This is a genomic window from Amycolatopsis sp. 3B14, assembly GCF_050958625.1.
Lineage (GTDB): Bacteria > Actinomycetota > Actinomycetes > Mycobacteriales > Pseudonocardiaceae > Amycolatopsis_E > Amycolatopsis_E thermoflava.
Map to the genome: position 1 here is coordinate 1 of NZ_JBHZEN010000076.1, position 24,440 is coordinate 24,440.

Here is a 24,440-nt window from a genome sequence, read left to right on the forward strand (position 1 = left end):
CACCTTGAGCCAGGGCCGCAAGGTTGGCATGTTCGGCCTGCGGGTGGCGGGCTGGGTTGCGGCCCTGGCTCAAGGTGATCGTTGCGTGTCAGGCGACGGGATGACCACCCAGCTCGGGGTGTGTTCGGGGCGTGGGGTTTGCGCTAACGCTCGGTGGCTTGGCGGTAGGCCGCCAGCGTTGTCTCCGCTGTGCGGCGCCACGTGAAACTCGCGGCGTGGGCACGGCGCTCCACGGACCTCGACGCCAGCGGCGACTCCGCCACGGCCTCGCGCAGCGCGGTGATCAGGGCGTCCACCTCGCCGTACGGTGCGAGCCGCGCGAAGCCGCCGGAGATCTCCCTCAGCGCGGGGATGTCCGAGCACACCACGGGCACATCCGAGGCCAGCGCCTCCAGCACGGGCAGGCCGAAACCCTCGTCCCGGGACGGGAGCACCAGCGCGGCCGCCCCGGCCATCACGTTGTGCAGGTCCCGTTCGGACAGGTAGCCGAGGCGGCGGCTGCGGGGCGTGCCCGGCGCGGGACCCGGCCCGGAAAACACCAGCGGCGGCAGGTCTTCGGCCGCGGCGTGGGCCTTCAGCAGCCAGTCCATGCCCTTGCGCGGGCCGGCCGCGCCGACGAACAACAGGTACCGCTCCGGCAACCCGAGGCGTTCCCGCATCGGCTCGTCCGGCGGGCGGCCGGTGAACCACGCCGCGTCCACACCGAGCGGCGTCACCACGACCTTGCCGCGGTCCACGTCGAGCCGGGTCGCCACCGCGTCCGCCACCGCGGCCGTCGGCGTGCAGATCACGTCGGCGCGGGCGGCGCCGCGGCGCACCAGCTCCGGCAGTTCGCGGTCGCTGGGCGGCAACTCGCCGGGCGCGTCCAGGAACGCCAGATCATGAATGGTCAGGACACCCGCGGCCCGCACCGAGCCGGGAAGCACGAAGTTCGTCCCGTGCACCACGTCGGCGCGGCCGGCGAACAGCTCGATCGGCGGGAACGTCGACCGCAGCCACGCCTTGCGCAGCATCCGCGCGGCGACCGGCATGCCCCGCGCCCGCGCGCCGTGCGGCAGCGCGTAACGCAACCGCCGCCAGCCGCGCAAGGTGAACGCCACCGCGCGCATGTCCACATCGGACATGGAGGCGAGCTCTTCGGCCAGGGACGCGGTGTAGCGCCCGACGCCGGTCCGGTCACCCAGCAACGGCGTGCCGTCCAGCAGGACCCGGAGCGCTCGCTCAGCCACGACGGCGGGCTACCTTCCGCACCCGGCCCGCGACCCGGCGCGCCAGCTCCTTCGGGCCGCCGTCGGCGAGGTACTCCTTCACCAGGGCCAGATCCCGGCGCACCGCCTCCGCGCCACGCGGCGGCACCTCCGCGGTCAGCGGAGCCGCGCCGATCAGCCGGTCGGCCGCCGGGCGCGGGTCGCGGCAGAACTCCACCAGCGGCGCCAGCGCGGTCGGCCACGCGAACCGCTGCGCCACGACCTCGATGCGCGCCCGGCACTCCGCGGCGAAATCCTCGTCGTACAGCACCCGCTCCAGTGCGTCGGCCAGCGCGTCCACGTCCTCGGCGGGCACCACGACACCGAGCTTCTCGTCGCGGACCAGGTCGGCGAACGCGTCGCCGTCCGTGGTCACGATCGGCAGCCCCGCCCACAGGTAGTCCAGCACGCGGGTGCGGAACGCGAACGTGGTCTCGACGTGCTCGTAGTGCGTCGTCACGCCGCAGTTCGCGTCGAGCAGCCAGTTCTGCCGCTCACCGAAGGGCACCCACTGCTCGTTGAAGTAGACGTGCTTGTCGGTCAGCCCGAGCCGGTCGGCGAGGTGGATCGTGCGCGCGCCGATGTCCATCTCGGCGACCTCGGGGTTCGGGTGCTTCATGCCGAGGAACACCAGCTTCACGTCCGGCCGCCGCTGCCGCAGCCGGTCGATGGCGTGCACCAGCGTCAGCGGGTCGAACCAGCTGTAGACGCCACCCGCCCACAGCACGACCCGGTCGGCGCCGTCGATGTCCAGCGTCGCCCGCAGGCCGGGGCCGGTCCGCACCGGCGGCTCCGGCGACAGGCCGAACGGGACGACCGACAGCAGCGACTGCGTGGTCGGGTCCGCGTCGTACAGCCGCGGCGACAGGCGGCCCAGCGCGGCCAGGTGCCCCAGCCAGAACAGGCGCTGCCGCTCCGACGCGCACAGGAAGAAGTCACCGCGCAGCAGCTGCGCGTCCAGCACCCGCGTCACCCCGGCCAGATCGGCGGCACGACGGTCGTCCGGCGCGCTCTTGCCCTGCTCCAGCAGTTCCAGGTGCATCGGGTCGTACAGGTCGCAGACCACGATCTTGCTGGAGTCCTGCGCCTTCAGCGCGGGCGCCATCTCCAGCACGTGGCCCTGCAGGATCACGATGTCCGCCCACTCGACCGGCTCGGTCAGATCCCGTTTCTTCGCCGCGCTCACCGGGAACGGCGCGGGCGGCGGCGCGGCCAGCGGGTTGACCGTGACCAGGCGTACGTCGTGCTCGGCGGACAGCACGGTGGCGATGTTCCACGCCCGGATCGCCGGGCCCGCCATGCGGTCGGTGATCGCGTCGCCGGTGATCACCAGGACCTTGCGGCGCTGCCCGAACACGGCCTCGATGCCGAAGACGTCGGCCAGGATGTCGTGCGCGTCCAGGTAACGCGGCAGGGGATAGGCCGGCTCCATCGCCTTGCGCATCAACGGGATCAGGTCGGCGTCGGTGCGCACGCGCGCGGCCTGCTCGGCGGCGCGTGACTCGGCCAGCGACGGCAGCAGCTCCACGAACTGGTCGATGGCCAGCACCCCGGCGAGCGTGGTGCGCGGGATCGCCACTGGCGCGGTCTCGACCGGGCCGGCCTTGGCGAGGTCCAGCTGTGTGGGGTCCAGCTCGCCGCGGGCGGTGGCGCGGCGCACGGCCAGCGCCAGCGCGGCGGGCAGCACCTTCGCCAGCGTCTCGTCGGAGAGGTTCTTGTAGAGGGCGGCGAGAGCGTTGCGCTCCAACAGGAACGTCTCCCGGCCGGTGTCCGGGGCGTCCACTTCGGACATCGTGCCGTGGTGGCGGTGGTAGGCCACCGACTCCGGCACGTACCGCACGCGCCAGCCACGCAGGTTGAGCCGCCAGCCCAGGTCGACGTCCTCGTAGAACATGAAGAAGCGCTCGTCGAACCCGCCGAGCGCCTGGAAGACCTCGGCGCGCACGAACATCGCCGAGCCGGTGGCGAACAACACGTCCTTGGCGACGTCGTGCTCGCCCGGGGCGACGTCGGCCAGCGGGCCGCCCGCATGCCGCTTGTAGCCCATGCCGAACCAGGTCAGACCGGCGTCCACGAAATCCACACCGGTGCCGTCCCAGTCCAGGACCTTGCTCGCCACGGCGGCGACCGTCGGCTCGGCGCGCAGCACGTCGACCGCCGCCTTCGCCCACGCCGCGTCCGGGCGGGCGTCGTTGTTCAGGAACGCGAGCACGCTGCCGCGGGCGTGCCGGGCGCCGAGGTTGCAGCCGCCCGCGAAGCCGGTGTTGGTGCCGGACTCGATCACCCGGGCGTCGCCGGCCGCGGCCTTGATGCGCGCGACGTCGTCACCGCCCGAGGCGTTGTCGACGACCAGCACCTCGAGCTCCGGGTAGTCGAGGTCCTCGCGCAGGGCGCGCAGGCAGGCGATCGTGTGCTCCGCGCCCCGGTAGTTCACCAAGATCACCGAGACCAGCGGCAGTGGTGTGTCCCCCTGGACCAACGCCCGACCTCCGTACTCGCCGTATGTCCGCAGAGACTATCGGGAGGTCCAGGCCGCCCAGACCGCGCCTCGGCCGACCGTCGAGCGGCGCGTGATCGACTTCCGCGCGGCCAGTGCGCCGGGCAGCCGGAGGGCCACTTCGCCGAGCACACGGCACCGCAGGCCCAGGCGGAAATTGGGCGCTTCCGGCACGTCGCGCTTCAGCGGCAGCAGGGCGGTGATCGCGGCGAACCGGGCGAGCTCGCGCGCGGCGATCGCGGCCGGGGCGCAGCGCAGGAGGGTGAGCAGCCGGTTGCGTTCGTTCCACCGGTGGAAGCTGTCGGATCCCGGGTTCGTGCTGGCGCCGTGCCGGTGTGTGACACGGGCCGTGGGGACCGTCACGATGTCGTGCCCGGCCAGCCGCAGCCGCCACGCGGTGTCGGTGTCCTCGTAGTAGCAGAAGAAGCTCGCCGGCACCCCGCCCACTTCGCGGAGGACGCGGGTGCGGATCAGCGCGGCGCCGCCGCAGAAGCCGAAGGCCGGGGTCTCCGTGGTGTCGTAGCCGTGGCCGTGCGCGGTGAGGTTCACGCCGAGGGACTGGACCTGGCCGTCGGCGTATTCCAGGCGCGATCCGGCGGCCGCGGCGTCGCCGACGTGGTCCTCCAGCTCGGCGAGCCACTCGGGGGCGGGGGCGGCGTCGTCGTTGAGCCACACCGTGAACTCGGTGTCCACTTCGGACAAGGCGTGTGCCGTGGCGCCCGCGTAGCCGACGTTGTGGGGCAGCCGGACGACCTCCGGCGCGGACGGGTGCGTGGCGAGCAGGCGGGCGGTGCCGTCGTCGGAGGCGTTGTCGATCACCAGCAGCCGGTGCGGGCGCGTCTGGGCGGCGAGGGCGTCCAGGCAGGCGGTGATGTGCGCGGCACCGCGCCAGGTGACCACCACGACGGTGCTGCGGATCGGCACACCGGGAGAATACGGGCCGTGCCGGAACTCGTGGTCATCGCCGAGCAGTTGCTCGCGCCCGTGCCCGGCGGGACGGGCCGCTACACCGCGGAGCTGCTGCGCGCGCTGACCGAGACCGCGCCGCCAGGGTGGACGGTGTCAGCCGTCACCGCGCGGCACGCGGCGGGGTTGCCGGGCGCGCGGATGCTGCCGTTGCCGCCGCGGGCGCTGGTCGCGGCGTGGCAGGCCGGGTTGCCGTACTGGCCGGGTGGGGACGCCGTGCACGCGCCGACCCCGCTGGCCCCGGCGCGGGTGCCGCGCGGCCGGACGTTGTCGGTGACCGTGCACGACACCGTGCCGTGGACGCACCCGGAAACGCTGACGCCGCGCGGGGTGCGCTGGCACCGCGCGGTGATCGCGCGGGCAGCCCGGCGTGCTTCGGGGCTCGTCGTGCCGACGCGGGCGGTGGCGGACGACCTGCGCGCGCGGGTGCCGGTCGAGGTGCCGGTGACCGTGGCCGGGCACGGCGCGGCGGCCGTGTTCACCCGCGACGACCTGCCCGAAGTGGACGTGCCGGAGCAATACGTGCTGGCGATCGGGACCATCGAGCCGCGCAAGGGGATCGACGTCCTGGTCGAGGCGGTGGCGCGGCTCGGTGTGCCGCTGCTGCTCGCGGGACAGCCGGGCTGGGGTGGTCTGGACCCGGTCGCGATGGCCGGGAACCGGGCGGACGTGCGGGTTCTGGGACGGTTGAACGACGTTTCGCTCGCCGCGGTGCTGCGGCGCGCGTCCGTGCTGGCGGCGCCGAGCGTCGCGGAGGGGTTCGGGCTGCCGCTGCTGGAGGCGATGGCCGCCGGGGTGCCGGTGGTGCACTCGGACGCGCCAGCGCTGGTCGAGGTCGCCGGGGGAGCGGGGATGGCGTTCCCGCGCGGGGACGCGGCGGGGCTGGCGGCGGCGTTGCGCGAGGTGCTGTCCAGTCCGGAACTCGCCGCTGACCTGGTCGCTCGTGGACGGGCGCGGGCTGCGTCCTTCTCCTGGGCGACCGCGGCCCGGGCCGTGTGGGCGGTTCACGACCGCGCCACTTCGTGAGTTCCTGACCACCGCGATCCCGATCAGCCGTACCCTGCACGAGTGGGAAGAGGCGAACCCAGCGTCCTGATCGATGCCACGGCCGTGCCGGCGGATCGCGGCGGGGTCGGGCGCTACGTGGACTCGCTGGTCGCGGCGCTGGACGAGGGCGGCGCGCCGATCACCGTGGTCTGCCAGCCGCGTGACTTCCGGCTCTTCGACCGGCTCGCGCCGCGCTCGCGGGTCGTCCCGGCGGTCCAGTCCACCGCGACGCGCACCGCGCGGCTGATCTGGGAGCAGACGACGCTGCCGTCGCTGGCGCGTCGGCTCGGGGTGGACGTGGTGCACTCGCCGCACTACACGATGCCGCTGGCGGGGCCGTCGGCGTCGGTGGTGACGTTGCACGACGCGACGTTCTTCACCGACGCCATGCTGCACTCGTCGGTGAAGGCGCGGTTCTTCCGCGGGTGGACGCGGACGGCGCTGCAGCGGGCGACGCTGTGCGTGGTGCCGTCGAAGGCGACCGCGTCGGAGCTGGCGCGGGTGGCCCGTCCGCGGCGGCAGCCGGAGATCATCGAGCACGGCGTCGATGTGGAGCGCTTCCACCCGCCGACGCCGGACGAGGTGCGGGCCGCGCGGGCGGCGATCGGCCTGGAGCGGATGCCGTACGTGGCGTTCCTGGGGGCGCTGGAGCCGCGGAAGAACGTGCCCGCGTTGATCCGGGGTTTCGTGAAAGCGGTGGAGAACCGGCCCGACCCGCCCGCGCTCGTGCTGGCCGGTCAGCCGGGCTGGGACACGCAGGTGGAGAAGGCGCTCGCGGCGGCCCCGTTGCGCTTACGGGTGATCCGGGCCGGGTACCTGCCGTTCGACTCGCTGGCGGGTTTCCTCGGCGGGGCGGAGCTGGTGGCCTACCCGAGCCTCGGCGAGGGGTTCGGACTGCCGGTCCTGGAGGCGATGGCCTGTGGGGCCTGCGTGCTCACCACCCGGCGCCTGTCGCTACCCGAGGTGGGCGGCGACGCGGTCGCGTACTGCGGCGTGGGCCCCGGCGACGTGGCGGTGGCACTGGGCGAGCTGCTGGACGACCCCGCGCGCCGGGCGTCCCTCGCCTCGGCCGCCCAGAGGCGCGCGAAGGAGTTCTCGTGGTCCACCAGCGCCGACAAACACCGCGAGGCGTATGCCAAGGCGTGGCACCTGCACCAGCGGGAGCAGTAGCCGTTGGACGCTGTTCGGCCGGATGGGGTATAGTCACTGACGCGAGGCCCCCGTAGGGCCGAGAAGTGAGCCCGTGACGCGTCCGGACGGTCGTCTCACGGGCTTTGCGCTGTCTAGACCTCGGTCACCTTCGTCACCACCGGCATGATCCGGCGCCGCCAGTCGCCGCCCGCGCCGTAGCACCAGGCCACGGCATCCGGGATCCACAGCAGGGGAGTGCCGGCCGAGTTCAGGTGTTCGTAGGTGATGTTCGTGTCGGCGGGGCGGCGGCCGAGGGCCCGGTAGATCGTCGTCCGGTCGTGCCTGTCCCGGAGGTCGCGGCTGTCGAACACCAGCCGGTGCGCGTTGAGGTCCATGAGGTCCCGCACGGCCCGCTCGAGGCAGCGTTGCCGGTCCTGCTCCTCGGTCTTTGGTGTCCTGCCGGTCGCGTAGATGTAGGTCGTGACGGGCAGGCCCGCGATCCGGTCCGCGAGCAGCCGTCGGCGCGGCGGCTTCTCGGTCTTGAAGTGCAACTCGCGCTGACCCGGCAGGAGCAGCGTCGTGAGCTGCTTGCGGGCAGGCGAGAGCTGCGCGGGATCCACGATCGCGACACAGATGAGGTAGGTCTGCGCCCGGGCGGATTCGTCGATGAAGGCGTGAACCGGCACCAAGCCATCTTGGACGAGCAGTACACGGACGACTCCGTGCGGTAGCGGACTGCCGCGGCAGGCGACCGAGGGGTGCCTGCCCCGTCGCGGTGCGTAGTGGGGGCACAATGGCCCGCGTGACCGAGCCGAGCCGTTACGGCGACGGGGTCGCCGTGGTTGTCGTGACGTACTTCCCCGGTGAGGACCTCGACCGCTTCCTCGACAGCCTCGAAAAGGCGAGCACCCGCGACGTCCACGTGGTCGTCGCCGACAACGACTCGACCGACGACGCCCTCGACCGGGCCGAGACGCGCACGAACACCCACGTCCTGCGCATCGGCGAGAACCTCGGCTACGGCGGCGGCGCCAACCGCGGCGTGGCCACCCTCGACGACCGCTACGGCTGGATCGTCATCGCCAACCCGGACCTCGAGTGGGAACCCGGCTCGCTGGACACGCTCGTCGAGGCCGCGCAGCGCTGGCCCCGCGGCGGCGCCTTCGGCCCGCTCATCCGCGACCCCGACGGCACCGTCTACCCCTCCGCGCGCCTGCTGCCCTCGCTCGGCCGCGGCGTCGGCCACGCCGTCTTCGGCAAGATCTGGCCCGCCAATCCGTGGACCCGCGCCTACCGCCAGGAACACGCCGCCCCCAGCGAACGCACTTCCGGCTGGCTGTCCGGCTCGTGCCAGCTCATCCGCCGCGAAGCGTGGGACTCGGTCGGCGGCTTCGACACCCGCTACTTCATGTACTTCGAGGACGTCGACCTCGGCGACCGCATCGGCCGCGCCGGCTGGCACAACGTGTACGTGCCCTCGGCGACGGTCACCCACATCGGCGGCAAGGCCACGTCCCGCGCGCCGAAGAAGATGCTGGCCGCCCACCACGACAGCGCTTACCGCTACCTCGCCGACCGCCACCGCGGCCCGGCCTGGAAGCCGGTGCTCGCCGCGGTGAAGCTCGGTCTCAAGCTGCGCCTGAAGTTCGAGACGCGCGGCAAGTAGTCACAGGCCTTCCAGCCGCCGCGCGAAATCGGAGTTCCCGGTCTGTGTCTTGGTCGTCGGCACCAGGCCGTCGACCTCTTCCTCGGGCTGCACCGGCGCCATGTTCACGTGGGTGTCCGGTTTCGACGCGGCGAGGCTGCCCTGCACCGACTCGATCACCGACGACGGCACCACGGCCGTCGTGTCCGGGTCGTCGTTGTCGATCTCGTTCACGACGTTCCGCGGGATCTGCTGGGTGGTCGAAGCGTCCATCGGCGAGGTCGCGGCGTCCGGCGTCACGACGAACGCGCCACGGGACTGTGCCCTGGCCAGCAGAGCATCCGCTCGATCGCGGGGGTCCATCCCCTAGGCCTCCCGACTCGACGTGGGCCCTCTCCGAACGGGGCCCTCCGTGTGCTGTCTAGGGTAGGCCCTCCGGGCCGTCGCCGTCATTGTTTCCCGCGGCTTGTCGCCCACCGGAGCGTGATAACGGGAAGGATTTTTCGAGGTGACATCGGAGCTTGATGTCGATGCCGTGGTGCTCGTCGGCGGTAAGGGAACCCGCCTGCGGCCGTTGACCCTGTCCGCCCCGAAACCGATGCTGCCCACGGCGGGCGTGCCGTTCCTGACACACCTGCTGTCCCGCATCCGCGCCGCGGGGATCCGGCACGTGGTGCTCGGCACGTCCTATCGCGCCGAGGTGTTCGAGGAGCACTTCGGCGACGGCGCGTCGCTGGGGCTGGACCTCGAGTACGTCGTCGAGGACGAGCCGCTGGACACCGGCGGCGCCATCCGCAACGTCGCGGACCACCTGCGCGCCGACCACGCCGTCATCTTCAACGGCGACATCCTGTCCGGCGCCGACCTGCGCGCACTGGTCCAGACCCATCTCGACACGAATGCCGACGTGACGCTCCACCTGCAGCGCGTCGAGGACCCGAGCCGCTTCGGCTCGGTGCCCACCGACGCCGACGGCCGTGTCACCGCCTTCCTGGAGAAGACCCCCAACCCGCCGACCGACCAGATCAACGCCGGCTGCTACGTGTTCCGCCGCCCGGTGCTGGAGTCGATCCCGGCAGGCCGCCGCGTGTCGGTCGAGCGTGAGACCTTCCCCGGCCTGCTGGAGGGCGGCGCGCACCTGCACGGGTTCGTCGACGCCTCCTACTGGCTCGACGTCGGCACCCCGGAGGCGTTCGTGCGCGGCAGCGCGGACCTGGTGCGCGGGCTGGCCCCCACGTCGGCGCTGCCCGGCCCGGTCGGCGAGGCCCTGGTCCTCGACGGCGCGGAGGTCGCGGCGGACGCGGCCGTCACCGGCGGCTCGACGGTCGGCGCGGGGGCGCACGTCGCGTCCGGCGCGCGGATCAGTGGGTCGGTGCTGTTCGACCGGGTGTCCGTGGCGGAGAATGCGGTCGTGGAGAACTCCGTGCTGGGTGTGGGCGCGCGCGTCGGCAAGGGCGCCGTGCTCAAGGGCGTCGTCCTCGGTGACGGCGCGGTCGTCGGCGCCGGGTGCGAGCTGCTCGACGGCGCCCGCGTGTGGCCGGACGTGACCCTGCCCGACGGTTCGATCCGGTTCTCCAGCGACGCCTGATGCGTTACCGCCCGCCGTTCCCCCTCGACCTCGACGCGGTCCTCCGGCCGTTGCGCCGGGGCAAGGGCGATCCGTGCCTGCGGGCGGACGACTACGGCCGGACGTGGCTGACCGGCAACACCGCCGACGGCCCGGGAACGCTGGCGCTGCGGCGGTTGCCGGACGGCGAGATCGAGGCCGCCGCGTGGGGCCCGGGGGCGGACCGGCTGCTCGACGGCGTGCCCGCGCTGGTCGGCGCCGAGGACGACGACAGCGGGTTCGTCTCGCACCACGACCGCATCGCCGAGGTGCGGCGCCGCATGCCCGGGCTGCGGCTCGGCTCGACCGGGCGGGTGTGGGACGTGCTGGTGCCCGCGGTGCTGGAGCAGAAGGTCACCGGGTTCGAGGCGCGCCGGTCGTGGCGGGAGCTGTGCCGGTGGTTCGGCGAGCCTGCGCCCGGCCCGGCCCCGGCGGGGATGCGGGTGCCGCCGACGCCCGCGGCTGTGTTGTCCATTCCGGACTGGACGTGGCACCGCGCCGGGGTGGACCACAGCAGGCGGAAGGCGCTGATCTTCGCGGCGCAGGTGGCGCACCGGCTGGAGAAGGCGGTCGAGCTGCGGGGCGCCGAGGGGCGGGCGTGGCTGCGGAAGGTGCCGGGCATCGGGGTCTGGACCGCGTCGGAGGTCGCGCAGCGCGCCTGGGGCGACCCGGACGCGGTCAGCTTCGGCGACTTCCACATCCCGGCGGTGGTCGGGTACGCGCTGGTGGGCGAGCCCCTGGACGACGAGGGCATGGCGGAGGTCCTGGCGCCCTACGCGCCGCAGCGGCAGCGCGCGGTGCGCTACCTGGAGGCGAGTGGTTTCTCGCGGCCGCGGTTCGGGCCGAGGTTTTCGCCGCGGGACTACCGCGCGATGTGAAGCGCACTCCCAGCGCCGGACTCGCGCGGCTTGCGCGAGTCCCACGTTCGCGGGCGTGAGTTCCGCTCAGTGGGCGAGTGCGGCGCGGACGATCTTCAGCGCGTCCTCGCCCGACAACCCCAAAGCCCGGGTCACCGCGGCGTAGGTCTCGGCCGCCTCGCGGGCCCGGGTCAGCGACTCGTCGCCCGAGGAGGCCACGAACGAACCCGCCCGGCCGCGCGTTTCGATCAGCCCCGCCTCCTCCAGTTCCCGGTAGGCGCGGGCGATCGTGTTCGGCGCGATGCCCAGCTCCTCCGCCAGCCCGCGCACCGTCGGCAGCTTCGTGCCCACCGCGAGCGCGCCGGAGTTGATCTGCCGCGCCAGCCCGGACCGCACCTGCTCGTACGGCGGCACCGCGGACGCCGGGTCGACCGAGACGATCATTCGCACGCCGCCGCGATCAGTTCCGTCAGGTCCTCGCTCCCGGGCGGCAACGCGGTCAGCGGCCACCACCGCAGGTCGTCCGACTCCGCGCTGCGCACCGGGGACGCGCCCTCCGGCGCCACGACCACGAACCGCACGTCGAAGTGCCGCGTCGGCACCCCCAGCGAGCACGTGATCGGGTGCACGTCCAGGTGCACCGGCTCCGCCGAGATCGTCAGCCCGCTCATCCCGGATTCCTCCGACGCCTCCCGCAACGCGGCCTCCGTCAGCGAGGTGTCCGAGTCCTCGCAGTGACCGCCCAGCTGCAACCACCGCCCGACGCGCGGATGCAGCGTCAGCAGCACGTGCGACCGCGAAGCGTCCAGCACCACGGCCGACGCGGTGATGTGCCCGGCCGCGCACGACCGCCGGCACGCGTCCTCGCGCGCGGCGAGGAACCCCAGGAACGCGTGCCGCAGCGCCTCCTGCCCTGCCGTCCCGGGCTGCCATTTCTCCAGCGTCTCGACCACATCGGTGTGCAGGTTCACAGCTCGACCAGCCCGTCCAGCGCCGGTGGGCGCGGCGCCGCGGGCCCGCCCACCGGGTGCCCGATCGCCACCGCGCCCAGCGGCTGCCACGACGGCTCCAGCCCGAGCACCTCACGCACCACGTCGGCCGCGAAGATCGTCGACCCGATCCAGCACGAGCCGAGGTCCTCCGCCGCCAGCGCCACCAGCAGCCCCTGCACCGCGGCCCCGCCCGCGACGGTGAACATCGTCCGCTCGCAGGCGTTGCGCCGCTCGTCCGGGTACGTGTGCGCGCCGTCCGGCACCAGGAACGGGATCACCACTTCCGGCGCCTCGAACAGGATGTCGCCGCGGGACACCCGCTTCGCGATCTGCTCCTCGGTGAACGCGTCGCCGGACAGGTCCGCCCGCCACGCCTCGCGCATCGCCTCGAGCAGCTTCGTCCGCAGCCCACGGTCGCGCAGCCACACGAACCGGACCGGCCGCGTGTGGTGCGGCGCGGGCGCGGTCAGCCCCGCGCCGATCGCGCGACGCAGTGCCTCCGGGGCGACCGGCTCGTCGGTGAACGAGCGCACCGACCGGCGCACCAGCACCGCCTCGCGGCGGCCCTGCGCGATCGCCTCGCGCGTGCCGAGGGAGAACATGTCCTCCTCCGACGGCCGCACCAGCTTCCGCGCGTCGGACCCGTCGTCGGCGATCTCCAGCCCGCGCACGACCGCGACCGGTGTCGCGGTCAGCTTGCCCTTCACCAGGTCCGCGGCCGCGGCGATCTCGTCGGCCACCGCGATCTCGGTCACCTGCAGCTCGTTGCCCTGCCCGTCGACCTCGCCCTCGTAGGAGTGCAGCACGCGCAACCCGCTGGCCCCGATGGCGTTGTCGGTCTGGCCGACCCGCCACGCGCGGCCCATCGTGTCGGTGATGACGACCGCGACCTCGACACCCAGCCGCTCGCGCAATCCGTTGCGCAGGGCCAACGCCGCCGCGTCCGGGTCGGTGGGCAGCAGCGCGATCTCGTCACCGTGCACATTGGACGCGTCCACGCCCGAGGCGGCCTGCACGATCCCGATCCGGTTCTGCGTGATCAGGGTCCGGTTGAACCGGGCCAGCACCCGCACCGACTCCTGCTCGACCAGCTCGCGCCGGGCCGCGTCGCGGGCCTCCGGGTCGCTGGGCACGCGCACCAGGCGGCCCTCGATCTTCGACACGACCTTGCTGGTGACCACGACGACGTCGCCGGAGCGCAGCCACGGCGCGGCGGTCGCGATCGCGCCGGTCAGGTCGTCGCCCGGCCGGAACTCCGGCAGGCCCTGGACCGGCAGGATCTCCAGTCGTGCGGCGGAGTGGTCACTCAACTTCGGCTCCAGCGAGTTCGAGCGCGGCGCGTGCCATGGCCGCGGTGGCGTCCACATCGGACATCAGCAGCGGCACCGCCCGCACCGCGACGCCCGGCACGTGCACGGTTTCGCCCTCGGCGACCAGCCACCCGTCGAGCAGCCCGTCCTCCGACGTCTGCCGCGACCCGTAGTGGATGCCGACCGCCTCGGCCGACGTCTCCACCCCGATCGCGGTCAGGCACGCGTCGGCCATGCCGCGCACCGGTTTGCCGCTGATGATCGGCGACACGCCGACCACCCCGGCCGCGGTCTTGCGCAGCGCCTCCGTCACGCCCGGTACGGCCAGCACGGTGCCCACCGAGACGACCGGGTTGGACGGTGCGAACAGGACCGCGTCGGCCTCCGCGATGGCGTCCAGCACACCCGGCGCCGGCTTGGCCTCCTCGACACCGACCGGCACGATCGAATGCGCCCGCGGCTCCGCGCGGTAGCGCACCCACCACTCCTGGAAGTGGATCGCCTTACGGCTGCCCGGCTCGTCCGGGTCGTCGATGACGACGTGCGTCTCGACCCGGTCGTCGGTCATCGGCAGCAGCCGCACGCCGGGCTGCCACCGGTCGCACAGCGCTTCGGTGACCGCGGACAGCGGGTAGCCCGCGCGCAGCATGCGGGTGCGGATCAGGTGGGTGGCGATGTCCTTGTCGCCGAGGCCGAACCAGGTCGGCTCGGCGCCGTAGGCCGCCAGTTCCTCCTTGACCACCCAGGTCTCGCCCTGGTGCCCCCACCCGCGCTCGGTGTCGATCCCACCGCCCAGCGTGTACATGCAGGTGTCCAGATCCGGCGCGATCCGCAGGCCGTGCATCCACACGTCGTCGCCGGTGTTCACCACCGCGGTGATCTCGTGCGTCGAGTCCCCAGGGCCGATCGGGGGCAGACCCAGCGCGGCTTTGACTCCGAGCAGGAAGCGGGCGCCGCCCACCCCGCCGACAACTACGACAACCTTCACAGCGAGCGATCCTCGCACGCCCGGGGTCCCGGAACCCAGTACCGGTACCTGTGGTGCTCGGCGAACCCGAGCCGGTCGTAGAACGCCAGCGCCCCGGCGTTGTCGACGGCGACCTGGAGCACGGCCCGCGTCGCCCCGCGCTCGGCCGCCCACGGTCCGCAGGCGGCCATCAACGCCGAGGCCAGGCCGCGCCGGCGGTACCCGGGCCGGACGGCGAGCCGGGCGATGTGGAGCACGTCGTCGACCACCGCCGCGCGCACCGCACCGGCTGTGACTCCCATCACCTCGGCGACCGCGTAGCCGATTTCGCCGGTGGTCAGCACGTGCCGCTCGGCGTCCGCCGGTTCCGGCCGTCCGACGGTCAGCTCCCACCAGCCCGGGGTCGGCGCGGCGAGGACGGGCACCTCGTCGGCGCCCGTGCCGAGCGGGCCGGTGAGGACGGACACCAGGTGCCCGGCCGCGTGGCCGGTGTTCGGCACCCAGCCCGCGGCCTCGATCGCGCGCTCGTTCGCGCTGCCGATGACCGTGTGGGCGACGGGCGGGATGCCGTTGGCGTGGGCGAAGTCACAAACGGCCGCCAAGGCGCTCTCCACCGGCACTCCCGGGTCGCCGACGGCGAGTGCGCTGTTGGCGCGTCCGGTGAACCCGTCCGCGGCGCGAAGCCGCCAGTCACCGATCTTGTCCACGGTCACCGCCTGCCAGGCGTCGGCGCAGCGGAGTTCGAGCGTCTCGGAGGAGTCCACGTCCCCATTGTGCTCGCCGATCCCCGGATTAAGGGTGGCCTTACTTTGGAAGGTCCGCGCATCGGCGCGTAATGTCCAGGATCGGTAGTGGATCCTTGGACCTAGCTGGAGATCGCAGTGACGTACGTGATTGCCGAGCCCTGCGTCGACGTGCTCGACAAGGCGTGCATCGACGAATGCCCCGTCGACTGCATTTACGAAGGCGACCGCATGCTCTACATCCACCCGGACGAGTGCGTGGACTGCGGTGCGTGCGAGCCGGTGTGCCCGGTCGAGGCCATCTACTACGAGGACGACGTGCCGGACGAGTGGGCCGAGTACACCAAGGCCAACGTCGACTTCTTCGACAGCCTGGGCTCGCCCGGCGGCGCCTCCAAGGTCGGCAAGACCAGCAACGATCCGCAGTGGATCAAGGACCTGCCTCCGCAGGGCGAATGAACCGCGGCGACACCGGCCTGCCCGACTTTCCGTGGGACTCGCTCGCCGAGCCCACGGCGCGGGCGAAGTCCCATCCTGGCGGCCTCGTCGACCTCTCGGTCGGCACACCGGTCGACCCGGTCCCCGAATCGATCCGCGCCGCACTGGCGTCGGTGTCGGAGATCCCCGGGTACCCGACCACCCACGGCACGCCCGAGCTGCGTGCGGCGGCGGTCGAGGCGCTGAGCCGACGGCACGGGGTCACCGGTGTCGATCCGGCGGCGGTGCTGCCCACGATCGGGTCCAAGGAGCTGGTGGCCTGGCTGCCGCGGCTGCTGGGCGCCGAGCCCGGCGACACCGTGGTGATCCCCGAGCTGGCCTACCCGACCTACGAGGTCGGCGCGCTGCTGGCCGGCGCCGGGATCGTGCGCGCCGACGACCCGCGAGGCCTCGCCGAGCCGCCCGCGATGGTGTGGCTGAACTCGCCGTCCAACCCGACCGGTCGCGTGCTGGACGCCGAGGCGCTGCGCGAGATCGTCGAGTGGGCGCGCGAGCGGGACGTGATCGTGGTCTCCGACGAGTGCTACCTCGCGCTGGGCTGGGACGCCGATCCGGTGTCGATTCTGCACCCGTCGGTGTGCGGCGGCCGCCACGACAACCTGCTGGCCGTGCACTCGCTGTCGAAGTCCGCGAACCTGGCCAGCTACCGCGCCGGGTTCGTCGCCGGTGACCCGGAGCTGGTCGCCGGGCTGCTGGCGGTGCGCAAGCACGCCGGCATGATCGTGCCGCGCCCGGTCCAGGAGGCGATGACCGTCGCACTGGCCGACGACAGCGCACTGTCGCTGCAGCGCGAGCGCTACGCCCGCCGTCGTGTCGTCTTGCAGAAGGCGTTGCAGGACAACGGTTTCCGCATCGACCACTCGGAGGCCGGGCTCTACCTGTGGGCCACCCGCGGTGAGGACTGCTGGGAGACCCTGCGGTGGCTGTCCGAGCGCGGGATCCTGGTCGCGCCGGGCACGTTCTACGGCCCCGCGGGCGGCGAGCACGTGCGGGTCGCGCTCACCGCGACCGACGAGCGCGTCGAAGCCGCCGCCGAGCGCCTCGGTCAGTAGTCGCGGCCGGTGAGGCCCCGGTAGACGAACCGGGTGAGGGCTTCGAGCGCCTCTTCTTCGGGCATGTCCACCACGCCGTCGTGCCACTGCCGGACGAACGTCTCGGCCGCCGTGGTCATCATCGTGACGCTCGCGAGCGGGGTGCCGGGCAGGCGGTGGCCTGCCTTGGTCACGTGGTCGACGTGGTCGGTCAGCTCCTCGTTCTGCGCCCGGGTGAACTCCGCGAGCTTGCGGGCGAAGTCCGCGTTGACCATCGCCGCCTGCTGCAGCGCGCGCAGGGTCGGCGCGTGCTCGCGGTAGAAGCGCCAGTACGCCTCGACGTGGAAGCGGACCGCCGCGGGGTCGGCGAAGTCCGGGCTGTGGCCCGGCTGGTCGGCGCTCTCGTCGCCGGCTTCCTCCAGGTCCGCCAGCAGTGATTCGAGCAGCTCTTCCTTGCCGGCGAAGTGGTTGTAGAACGATCCGGCCGCCCGGCCCGCCTCCGCCGTGATGTCGGTGATCTTCGTGTTCAGGTAGCCGCGCGTGGCGAACAGCCGCTGCGCCGCGGCCTTCAGCGCGGCCTCGGTCTCCGCGGCCTTCTCCTTGCGCTTCACGGCACCTCCTTGACGGGAGCACGCTAGCAAGTCCATCATGAATTCAAATTCAGTGAATGGAGATTCAGAGATGGACGTGTTGATCGCGGGCGCAGGCCCGGCTGGACTCGCCCTGGCCATCGACCTCGCCCGGCGCGGCATCGGCGTGCGGATCGTCGACAAAGCGACCGAGTTCTTCCGCGGCTCCCGGGGCGACGGGCTGCAGCCGCGCACGCTGGAGGTGTTCGACGACCTCGGGGTCATCGACGCCGTGCTGGCCGCGGGCCGGGAGATGCCTGCCTTCCGGGTGCACCTCGATGGTGAGTACGTCATGGAGCGCCGGATGGGCGAGCGGCGCGAGCCCACACCCGACGTGCCCTACCCGAACGGCTGGGTGCTGGGGCAGTCGCAGACCGAGGGCATCCTGCGGGACCGGCTGGCCGAGTTCGGGATGCGGGTCGAGCTGGGCGCGGAGTTGACCGGCTTCACGCAGGACGGCACCGGGGTCACCGCGGAGCTGTCGACCGGCGAGACGGTGCGCGCGGACTACCTGGTCGGCGCCGACGGCGGGCGCAGTTTCGTGCGGAAGGCGCTGGGGATCGAGTTCGAGGGCGTCACGGACGAGTCGTTCCGGATGCTGCTGGGTGACGTCGAGGCCGACCTCGACCCGGGGTTCGGCTACTGGTTCGCGCGTGCGGCGGACCCGGGCAGCGGGGTCATGATGAGCCCGCTGCCCGGGATCGGCCTGTTCCAGTTCGGCGCGCCGCTGGGGGAGGCCGACGCGGAGCCGACCGCCGAGACGCTCCAGTCCATTCTGGACGGTCTGAACGCGCGGGTGCGGCTGGGGAAGCTGGCGTGGTCGACGGTGTGGCGGCCGAACGTGCGCCTGGCGAAGCGGTTCCGGGAGGGCCGCGTGTTCCTGATCGGCGACGCGGCGCACGTCCACCCGCCGACCGGTGGGCAGGGGCTGAACACGAGCGTGCAGGACGCCTACAACCTGGGCTGGAAGCTGGCCGACGGCTCACCCGAGCTGCTGGACAGCTACGAAACCGAGCGGCGGGCGGTGGCCGAGCGGGTGCTGGGGATCTCCTCGGAGCTGCTGCGCAGGCACCTGGACGGCGACGAGCGGGCCCACGAACGCGGTGCGGACACCCAGCAGCTCGACATCAGCTACCGGGTGTCGGACGAGCCGGGCCTCGCGGTGGGGGACCGGGCGCCGGACGCGCCGGTCCTCGACGACAGTGGCGCGAAGGTCCGCCTGTTCGACCTGTTCCGCGGCCCGCGCGCCACGAGGCTGATCTTCGACGGCGACGCTCCGGACGAGCCACACACCTACGCGGTGCTGCGACCCGGCCAGTCCCGCGCGGGGAAGTCAGTGGTCGACGAGGAGGGTCACGCCTTCACGGCCTACGACGCGAAGGAAGTGGTCGTGCGGCCGGACGGCTATGTGGGTGTGCTGATCCGCTAGCCGGGGTGGCCGCTGGTGAGCGGGTGGCTGGCTAGCCGCAGACCTTGGTGGCCGCCGCGTCCACGTCTGCCAGCACCGCCGCCCAGGTGGCCCGTGCGGTGGCTCGCCGCGTCAGTTCGCGCTCCGCGATGCGGCCCGCGACGAAACCGACGGCGGGCTCGTCGGTCGCGTCGAGTAGCGCTCGCATCCGCTCGGCGGCCACCACCGCGTCCTGGTGGTCGCCCAGCACGTCCTGCAGCCGCTTCGTCGCCTTGATCAGCTCGCGCACCTGTGTGACCTGCTTCTTCCGCGCCGCCGACTTCGCCGTCTCCGCCGCGTACCGCAGCCGCTTGCCGTGGATCCGCAGCTCGTGCAGCTCGTCGTCCGGCGGGTCGGCAGGCAGCGCGGCCACTGCCTTCGTCAGCTTCCGGTACGGCTTCCGCACCACGGCGGCGACATCGACCGGTCCGGGTGCGGCCCCGGGGGTGAGCTGCAACTCCGTGAGCACCAACCGCGCCGTCGACCGCAACAGCGCCGCGTACCGGGCGCTGCCGAGGCACCGGTTCAGGCGGCGCTTCGCCTTCGCGCGCTCCGCGACGAAGATCCGCACCAGCCGCGCGCCCGCCTGCTGGTCGGACTCGTCGAACGACGCGACCGTGGCCCGCAGGTGGTCGATCAGCACGTCGTGGTCACGCACCTCGCCCAGCCCGGCACCGAGCCACTTGAGCTCGGCCCGCACGTCGTCGCCCGCCGGCCCCAGCAGCTTCAACGCGCTGCGGAGCCGGCGGACGGCGACACGCATCTGGTGCAGGTCCTCGGGATCGGCGCCGGAGCGCGTGCCCGGTTCGTGGGCGAGCATCGCACGCAGCTGTTCGTCGATCCGCGCCCGCAGCATGGACTCCGGGGTGTCGCGGGGGCCGGCTGTCAGCGGCGCCTCGGGCAGACCGAGATCACCGGCGGTCACGACACGGGATGACAACGTGGCGGTGCTCACCACATGAATGATAGGTGAACGAAAATCGCACCCTGGTCAGTTGGCGTGCAGCATCTCGTTCAGCTCGATGCCCGCCCCGGTCCGCGGAACGGCTTCGACCGCACCGGTCTCGGAGTTGCGCCGGAACAACGCGCCGGAGATCCCGGACAGCTCACGCGCCTTGACGGTCTTGCCCTCGACCACGACCTTCGTCCCGGCCGTGACATAGAGCCCGGCCTCGACCACCGAGTCGTCGCCGAGTGAGATGCCGACCCCGCCGTTCGCTCCGATCAGGCAGCGCTCGCCCAGCGAGATGACCTCCTTGCCGCCGCCGGACAGCGTGCCCATGATCGACGCGCCGCCGCCGACGTCGGTGCCGTCGCCCACGACCACACCGGCCGAGATGCGGCCCTCGACCATCGACGCGCCGAGCGTGCCCGCGTTGAAGTTGACGAAGCCCTCGTGCATGACGGTGGTGCCGTTGGCCAGGTGCGCGCCGAGGCGCACGCGGTCGGCGTCGCCGATCCGGACGCCGGCGGGCATCACGTAGTCGACCATGCGCGGGAACTTGTCGACGCTGTACACGGTGACCGGGCCGCGCGCCCGCAGCCGCAGCCGGGTCTGCTCGAAGCCCTCGACCGGGCACGGGCCGTGGTTGGTCCACACGACGTTGGCCAGCAGGCCGAAGATGCCGTCCAGGTTCTGCCCGTGCGGCTGCACCAGGCGGTGCGACAGCAGGTGCAGGCGCAGGTAGATGTCGTGCGCGTCGGCCGGCGCCTGCGCGAGCGTGCCGATGGTGGTGCGGACGGCGACCACCTCGACGCCGCGGGCCTCGTCCGGGCCGAGCAGCGCGGCGGCGGCCTCGCCGAGCACCTCGGCGGCCTGCTCGCGGGTCAGCCGCTCGGTTCCGCTGGTGCCGGGCTCGCCCAGCTTGGGCTGCGGGAACCAGGTGTCCAGCACGGTCCCGTCGGTGGTGACGGTGGCCAGGCCGACGCCGTGCGCACCGGTGGTCTCGGGGTTGGGGCTCTGCTCGCTCACGGCCCCAACCGTAACTCAGCCGGTCACGAGCTGGGTGTCCACCAGTTGCTTGACCGACCGGAGGTTGTCGGCGATCGCGGTGAGCGCCGTGGTGCACGCCCCGCCAGGGTCGGCGACGGCGTCGCAGTGGCCGCCGCGGTAGTCGCCGATGGCCTTTTCCAGGCCGTTCGCCGCCGCGACCAGGTCCGGGTGCTTGGGCCCGGCCTGCTCGCGCACCAGCCCCGGCGTGCTGCCCAGTTCGGTGACGTACTTGCCGCAGCCGCGCGGGGTCTGCCCGGCCGGGTCGCGGAAGCAGGTGTCCGCGGTGAGGGCGTTGAGCTTGACCGACAGGGCGTAGGGCGTCTCCGCCTGGCCCGCGCCGCCCTTCGGGGTCGGGCCGGCCTCGTTCGAACAGCCGGCCAGCACGAGTGCCAGCGCACCGAGCGTGATCAGGGCCTTCCACGTGCGCATCCGCCCACCGTACGACACCCCCTAGAGTCGGGACATGACGACTCTCGACCTGCACGCCGACCCCGTCGACCTGACCGCCACGCTGGTGGACGTCCAGAGCGTGTCCGGGCAGGAGGCGGCGCTGGCCGACGCGGTGCAGGCCGCGTTGCTCGCGCAGGCCGGGCACCTCGAAGTGGTGCGCAACGGCGACGCCGTGCTGGCCAGGACGAACCTCGGCAGGACGTCCCGCGTGGTGCTGGCCGGGCACCTGGACACGGTGCCGGTCAACGAGAACCTGCCGGTGCGCCGCGAGGGCTCCGGCGACGACGAGGTGCTGCACGGGCTCGGCACGGTCGACATGAAGGGCGGCGACGCGGTGTTCCTGCACCTGGCCGCCACGGTCACCGAGCCGCGTCACGACGTCACGTTCGTCTTCTACGACAACGAGGAGGTCGAGGCCGTGCGCAACGGTCTCGGCCGGATCGAGCGGGAGATGCCGGAGTGGCTGGCCGGTGACCTGGCGATCGTCGGGGAGCCGTCGAACGCGGTCATCGAGGCCGGCTGCCAGGGCACCATGCGGGTCGAGCTGCGCCAGACCGGCAAGCGCGCGCACACTGCCCGGGCCTGGATGGGCGTCAACGCGATCCACGCGCTCGGCGAGCCGCTGCGGCGGCTGGAGGCCTACGAGGCGCGGGTGGTCGACATCGACGGCCTGACCTACCGCGAGGGCCTGCAGGCCGTGCGGATCTCCGGCGGGGTGGCCGGCAACGTCGTGCCGGACGAGGCCGTGCTCGCGGTGAACTTCCGGTTCGCCCCGGACCGCAGTCCGGAACAGGCCGAAAAGCACCTGCGCGAGGTGTTCGACGGCTACGAACTGTCCGTTGTGGACCTGTCTCCGGGCGCGCTGCCCGGGCTGACCGCTCCCGCGACGGCCGAGCTGGTCCAAGCCGCCGGCGGCGCGGTGGCGGCGAAGCTGGGGTGGACGGACGTCGCCCGGTTCGCCGCGCTCGGCATGGCCGCGGTGAACTTCGGTCCCGGGAACCCGACCCTCGCGCACACCCGCGAGGAGCACGTCGCGGCGCGGGAGATCCGGCAGGTCACGCGCGTGCTGCGGGACTTCCTGGGCCAGTAAGCTCGGCGGCGTGACAGGGCCAGAAGTGGACGGAACGTCCGAGTATCCCGAGCACCCGCGGGAGAAGCAGCGGGGGCCGGTCGTGCTGCGCCGCGAGCGTCGCATCGAGCCGACCACGACCGATCAACGCCTCCTCGACTCGCGCGGGCCCAGCGACTGGGTGCACACCGATCCGTGGCGGGTCATGCGCATCCAGGCCGAGTTCGTCGAGGGCTTCGGCGCGCTGGCCGAGGTGCCGCGCGCGGTCACCGTGTTCGGTTCGGCCCGCACGCCCCGCGACCACCCCGAGTACGAGCTGGGCCGCAAGATCGGCGCGGGCCTGGCGAACGCCGGGTTCGCGGTGATCACCGGTGGCGGGCCGGGCGCGATGGAGGCGGTCAACCGCGGCGCGTCCGAGGCGGGCGGGCTGTCCATCGGGCTGGGCATCGAGCTGCCGTTCGAGCAGGGCCTGAACCCGTGGGTCGATCTCGGGGTGAACTTCCGGTATTTCTTCACCCGCAAGACGATGTTCATCAAGTACGCGCAGGCGTTCATCTGCCTGCCCGGTGGGTTCGGCACACTGGACGAGCTGTTCGAGGCGCTCACCCTGGTCCAGACCAAGAAGGTGACGAAGTTCCCGGTGGTCCTGTTCGGACGGTCCTACTGGGGCGGGCTCTACGACTGGGTCCGGGACTCGGTGCACGCCCAGGGCAAGATCAGTGACAAGGACCTGGCGCTGCTGCACCTCACCGACGACGTCGACGAGGCGGTGGCGATGGTCGAGGAGGCCTACAAGGCCTGGGAGGACACCCACTAAGTGAAGCGAATCTGTGTGTTCTGCGGTTCTTCCGGCGGCGGCGACCCGGTGTACGTGGACACCGCCACGGCGCTCGGCAAGCTGCTCGCCGAGCGCGGCATCGGCTTGGTCTACGGCGGTGCGAGCGTCGGCCTGATGGGCGCGGTGGCCGACGGCGCGCTCGCGGCGGGCGGCGAGGTGATCGGCGTGATCCCGGAGCACCTCAAGCGGGTGGAGATCGCCCACGCGGGCCTGTCGGAGCTCGTGGTGACCGCCGACATGCACGAACGCAAGGCGAAGATGGCCGAGTACGCCGACGCGTTCCTGGCCCTGCCCGGCGGCGCCGGGACGCTGGAGGAGCTGGCCGAGGTCTGGACCTGGGCCCAGCTGGGCCTGCACGGGAAGCCGATCGGCCTGCTCGACGTGCGCGGGTACTACCGCCCGTTCCAGGAGTTCATCGACCACATGGTCACCGAGAAGTTCCTGCGCCCGGAACACCGGGACCTGGTCTTCGTCGACGAGGACCCCGCCACACTCCTGGACGCGTTCGCGAAATACGAGGCCCCCACCACCGCCAAGTGGCAGTAACACCACCACGAAACCGCCACCCGGCAACGAAACGGAACCACTCCCGAACCAGCCCGCCTCCCGCACCCGATCCCCAGCCTTCTTTGGCGGCCGATCAGGCGTGTCAAGGTACTCTTTCCAGCCTTGACACGCCTGCTCGGCCGCTAAAACACTGAAAGATCGGGTTCGGGAGGGCACTTCTCATCCGCGCGTAGCGAAGCGAAGCCGGCGCAGTTCAGATACGCGCGTAGCGCCCGCTCAAGCCGCCTCCCCAGGCCGCTTGTGGTACTTGTCCACATACTCCTGTCCCGACAACTCGGCGATCGCGTACATCACCTCATCGGTGACCGCTCGCCGGATCGCGGGCGACGCGTCCAGCCCGTCGTAGCGGGAGAAGTCCAAGGGCTCCCCGAACTCGACGGTGACCTTCGCGAATCGCGGGAACAGCTTGCCGTTGGGCAGCAGCTTCTCCGTCCCGGTCAGCGCCACCGGCACGACCTTCGCCCCGGTCGCCAGCGCCAGCGAGCCGACCCCGGTGTGCCCGCGGTGCAGGCGGCCGTCGAGCGAGCGCGTGCCCTCCGGGTAGATGCCGAACACGCCGCCGTCGTCGAGCACCTTGCGGCCGGACTCCAGCGCCGCCAGCCCGGCCTTCGCGTTGCCGCGCTCGACCGGCACGAACCCCACCGCGTCCAGGAACGCGGCCATCAACCGGCCCTTGAGGCCCTTGCCGGTGAAGTACTCCGCCTTGCCGAGGAACCGCACCCGTCGCGGGCTGACCAGCGCCAGCAGTGTCGTGTCCACGGCCGCCCGGTGGTTGGGCGCGAGGATCACCGGGCCGTACGCGGGAACCCTCTCGACGCCGCGCACCTCCGGCCGGTAGATCAGCTTGACCACCGGTACGGCCAGGAGACGGATCAGCTGGTAAAGCACGGGTTCCTCCAGTTCGTCGTCA

General features: G+C 72.5%; 26 protein-coding genes. 11 read left to right on the top strand and 15 right to left on the bottom strand.

The window, feature by feature from the left end; all coding sequences use genetic code 11:
• Nucleotides 1-143: 143 nt before the first annotated feature.
• The 3 genes from ACCP09_RS35030 to ACCP09_RS35040 are packed head-to-tail and all read right to left on the bottom strand — an operon-like array spanning nucleotide 144 to nucleotide 4,668.
• On the bottom strand, nucleotides 144-1,229 hold the full coding sequence (locus tag ACCP09_RS35030; protein ID WP_433753103.1) for a glycosyltransferase family 4 protein: 1,086 nt from the start codon (nucleotides 1,227-1,229) through the stop codon (nucleotides 144-146).
• Nucleotides 1,222-3,726, bottom strand: coding sequence for a glycosyltransferase (locus ACCP09_RS35035; protein WP_027932429.1), 2,505 nt, complete (start codon nucleotides 3,724-3,726; stop codon nucleotides 1,222-1,224). Before ACCP09_RS35035 ends, ACCP09_RS35030 begins: the two co-directional genes overlap by 8 nt.
• A gap of 36 nt (nucleotides 3,727-3,762) precedes the next feature.
• On the bottom strand, nucleotides 3,763-4,668 hold the full coding sequence (locus ACCP09_RS35040) for a glycosyltransferase family 2 protein (protein ID WP_433753105.1): 906 nt from the start codon (nucleotides 4,666-4,668) through the stop codon (nucleotides 3,763-3,765).
• Between the two features lie 18 nt (nucleotides 4,669-4,686).
• On the opposite strand from ACCP09_RS35040, the gene ACCP09_RS35045 reads away from it, so the two are divergent.
• Nucleotides 4,687-5,736, top strand: a complete 1,050-nt coding sequence (locus ACCP09_RS35045; protein ID WP_433753106.1) for a glycosyltransferase family 4 protein — start codon at nucleotides 4,687-4,689, stop codon at nucleotides 5,734-5,736.
• Nucleotides 5,737-5,778: 42 nt separating this feature from the next.
• On the top strand, nucleotides 5,779-6,927 hold the full coding sequence (locus tag ACCP09_RS35050) for a glycosyltransferase family 4 protein (protein WP_433753108.1): 1,149 nt from the start codon (nucleotides 5,779-5,781) through the stop codon (nucleotides 6,925-6,927).
• A 113-nt stretch (nucleotides 6,928-7,040) separates the two neighbouring features.
• Here the strand turns inward: ACCP09_RS35050 and ACCP09_RS35055 are convergent, their stop codons facing one another.
• Nucleotides 7,041-7,574, bottom strand: a complete 534-nt coding sequence (locus ACCP09_RS35055) for a hypothetical protein (RefSeq protein WP_378365891.1) — start codon at nucleotides 7,572-7,574, stop codon at nucleotides 7,041-7,043.
• A 107-nt stretch (nucleotides 7,575-7,681) separates the two neighbouring features.
• Between ACCP09_RS35055 and ACCP09_RS35060 the strand changes: the two genes are divergently transcribed.
• Nucleotides 7,682-8,554, top strand: coding sequence for a glycosyltransferase family 2 protein (locus ACCP09_RS35060; RefSeq protein ID WP_123683857.1), 873 nt, complete (start codon nucleotides 7,682-7,684; stop codon nucleotides 8,552-8,554).
• Here ACCP09_RS35060 and ACCP09_RS35065 read toward each other — a convergent pair whose 3' ends face one another.
• A complete protein-coding gene (locus ACCP09_RS35065) occupies nucleotides 8,555-8,896 on the bottom strand; it encodes a hypothetical protein (RefSeq protein ID WP_378334720.1) in 342 nt (113 codons plus the stop codon).
• Between the two features lie 145 nt (nucleotides 8,897-9,041).
• Here ACCP09_RS35065 and ACCP09_RS35070 point away from each other — a divergent pair, with 145 nt between their 5' ends.
• Nucleotides 9,042-10,121, top strand: coding sequence for a sugar phosphate nucleotidyltransferase (locus tag ACCP09_RS35070; RefSeq protein ID WP_027932422.1), 1,080 nt, complete (start codon nucleotides 9,042-9,044; stop codon nucleotides 10,119-10,121).
• Complete coding sequence (locus ACCP09_RS35075; RefSeq protein ID WP_027932421.1) at nucleotides 10,121-11,017, top strand: DNA-3-methyladenine glycosylase family protein; 897 nt, start codon at nucleotides 10,121-10,123, stop codon at nucleotides 11,015-11,017. Before ACCP09_RS35070 ends, ACCP09_RS35075 begins: the two co-directional genes overlap by 1 nt.
• A gap of 66 nt (nucleotides 11,018-11,083) precedes the next feature.
• On the opposite strand, the gene ACCP09_RS35080 is transcribed toward ACCP09_RS35075, so the two are convergent.
• Genes ACCP09_RS35080 through ACCP09_RS35100 form a run of 5 tightly spaced genes read right to left on the bottom strand, consistent with a single transcriptional unit; the run spans nucleotide 11,084 to nucleotide 15,029 of the window.
• Nucleotides 11,084-11,440: a GntR family transcriptional regulator gene (locus ACCP09_RS35080; protein WP_433753141.1), complete on the bottom strand. Its 357-nt coding sequence runs from the start codon at nucleotides 11,438-11,440 to the stop codon at nucleotides 11,084-11,086.
• Nucleotides 11,437-11,967 (bottom strand): NUDIX hydrolase, encoded by a 531-nt coding sequence (locus ACCP09_RS35085; protein ID WP_433753111.1) that lies wholly within the window; start codon nucleotides 11,965-11,967, stop codon nucleotides 11,437-11,439. The genes ACCP09_RS35080 and ACCP09_RS35085 overlap by 4 nt, the downstream gene beginning before the upstream one ends.
• Entirely contained in the window at nucleotides 11,964-13,298 is a 1,335-nt protein-coding gene (locus tag ACCP09_RS35090) for a coenzyme F420-0:L-glutamate ligase (protein ID WP_433753113.1), read from the bottom strand. Before ACCP09_RS35090 ends, ACCP09_RS35085 begins: the two co-directional genes overlap by 4 nt.
• The gene (gene cofD / locus ACCP09_RS35095; RefSeq protein WP_027932417.1) at nucleotides 13,291-14,286 is read right to left on the bottom strand and encodes a 2-phospho-L-lactate transferase; all 996 of its coding nucleotides are present in this window, start codon (nucleotides 14,284-14,286) and stop codon (nucleotides 13,291-13,293) included. The genes ACCP09_RS35090 and cofD overlap by 8 nt, the downstream gene beginning before the upstream one ends.
• On the bottom strand, nucleotides 14,283-15,029 hold the full coding sequence (locus ACCP09_RS35100) for a GNAT family N-acetyltransferase (protein ID WP_433753115.1): 747 nt from the start codon (nucleotides 15,027-15,029) through the stop codon (nucleotides 14,283-14,285). Before ACCP09_RS35100 ends, cofD begins: the two co-directional genes overlap by 4 nt.
• A 117-nt stretch (nucleotides 15,030-15,146) precedes the next feature.
• Between ACCP09_RS35100 and fdxA the strand changes: the two genes are divergently transcribed.
• Together fdxA and dapC are read left to right on the top strand one after the other, a co-directional pair.
• Entirely contained in the window at nucleotides 15,147-15,467 is a 321-nt protein-coding gene (gene fdxA, locus ACCP09_RS35105) for a ferredoxin (protein ID WP_020420964.1), read from the top strand.
• Nucleotides 15,464-16,558 carry a succinyldiaminopimelate transaminase gene (gene dapC / locus ACCP09_RS35110; protein ID WP_433753118.1) on the top strand — a complete coding sequence of 365 codons (1,095 nt, stop codon included), beginning with the start codon at nucleotides 15,464-15,466 and terminating at the stop codon, nucleotides 16,556-16,558. The genes fdxA and dapC overlap by 4 nt, the downstream gene beginning before the upstream one ends.
• Here the strand turns inward: dapC and ACCP09_RS35115 are convergent.
• Nucleotides 16,552-17,148 carry a TetR/AcrR family transcriptional regulator gene (locus ACCP09_RS35115; protein WP_433753120.1) on the bottom strand — a complete coding sequence of 199 codons (597 nt, stop codon included), beginning with the start codon at nucleotides 17,146-17,148 and terminating at the stop codon, nucleotides 16,552-16,554. The genes dapC and ACCP09_RS35115 overlap by 7 nt on opposite strands.
• 70 nt (nucleotides 17,149-17,218) lie before the next feature.
• Here ACCP09_RS35115 and ACCP09_RS35120 point away from each other — a divergent pair, with 70 nt between their 5' ends.
• Complete coding sequence (locus tag ACCP09_RS35120) at nucleotides 17,219-18,595, top strand: FAD-dependent monooxygenase (RefSeq protein WP_433753122.1); 1,377 nt, start codon at nucleotides 17,219-17,221, stop codon at nucleotides 18,593-18,595.
• Between the two features lie 31 nt (nucleotides 18,596-18,626).
• Here the strand turns inward: ACCP09_RS35120 and ACCP09_RS35125 are convergent, their stop codons facing one another.
• The 3 genes from ACCP09_RS35125 to ACCP09_RS35135 all read right to left on the bottom strand — a co-directional run bounded on the left by ACCP09_RS35125 (nucleotide 18,627) and on the right by ACCP09_RS35135 (nucleotide 21,035).
• Nucleotides 18,627-19,538, bottom strand: coding sequence for a CHAD domain-containing protein (locus ACCP09_RS35125; RefSeq protein ID WP_037322655.1), 912 nt, complete (start codon nucleotides 19,536-19,538; stop codon nucleotides 18,627-18,629).
• A gap of 66 nt (nucleotides 19,539-19,604) precedes the next feature.
• Nucleotides 19,605-20,585 (bottom strand): 2,3,4,5-tetrahydropyridine-2,6-dicarboxylate N-succinyltransferase, encoded by a 981-nt coding sequence (gene dapD / locus ACCP09_RS35130; protein WP_027932411.1) that lies wholly within the window; start codon nucleotides 20,583-20,585, stop codon nucleotides 19,605-19,607.
• 15 nt (nucleotides 20,586-20,600) lie between these two features.
• A complete protein-coding gene (locus tag ACCP09_RS35135) occupies nucleotides 20,601-21,035 on the bottom strand; it encodes a hypothetical protein (RefSeq protein ID WP_027932410.1) in 435 nt (144 codons plus the stop codon).
• A gap of 34 nt (nucleotides 21,036-21,069) precedes the next feature.
• Between ACCP09_RS35135 and dapE the strand changes: the two genes are divergently transcribed.
• The 3 genes from dapE to ACCP09_RS35150 are packed head-to-tail and all read left to right on the top strand — an operon-like array spanning nucleotide 21,070 to nucleotide 23,509.
• On the top strand, nucleotides 21,070-22,146 hold the full coding sequence (gene dapE, locus ACCP09_RS35140; RefSeq protein ID WP_400990047.1) for a succinyl-diaminopimelate desuccinylase: 1,077 nt from the start codon (nucleotides 21,070-21,072) through the stop codon (nucleotides 22,144-22,146).
• A gap of 25 nt (nucleotides 22,147-22,171) precedes the next feature.
• The gene (locus ACCP09_RS35145; RefSeq protein WP_017986898.1) at nucleotides 22,172-22,942 is read left to right on the top strand and encodes a TIGR00730 family Rossman fold protein; all 771 of its coding nucleotides are present in this window, start codon (nucleotides 22,172-22,174) and stop codon (nucleotides 22,940-22,942) included.
• Nucleotides 22,943-23,509 carry a TIGR00730 family Rossman fold protein gene (locus ACCP09_RS35150; RefSeq protein ID WP_123683849.1) on the top strand — a complete coding sequence of 189 codons (567 nt, stop codon included), beginning with the start codon at nucleotides 22,943-22,945 and terminating at the stop codon, nucleotides 23,507-23,509. It begins immediately after the preceding gene.
• 237 nt (nucleotides 23,510-23,746) lie between these two features.
• On the opposite strand, the gene ACCP09_RS35155 is transcribed toward ACCP09_RS35150, so the two are convergent.
• Nucleotides 23,747-24,418, bottom strand: coding sequence for a lysophospholipid acyltransferase family protein (locus tag ACCP09_RS35155; protein ID WP_027932407.1), 672 nt, complete (start codon nucleotides 24,416-24,418; stop codon nucleotides 23,747-23,749).
• Nucleotides 24,419-24,440: the final 22 nt, after the last annotated feature.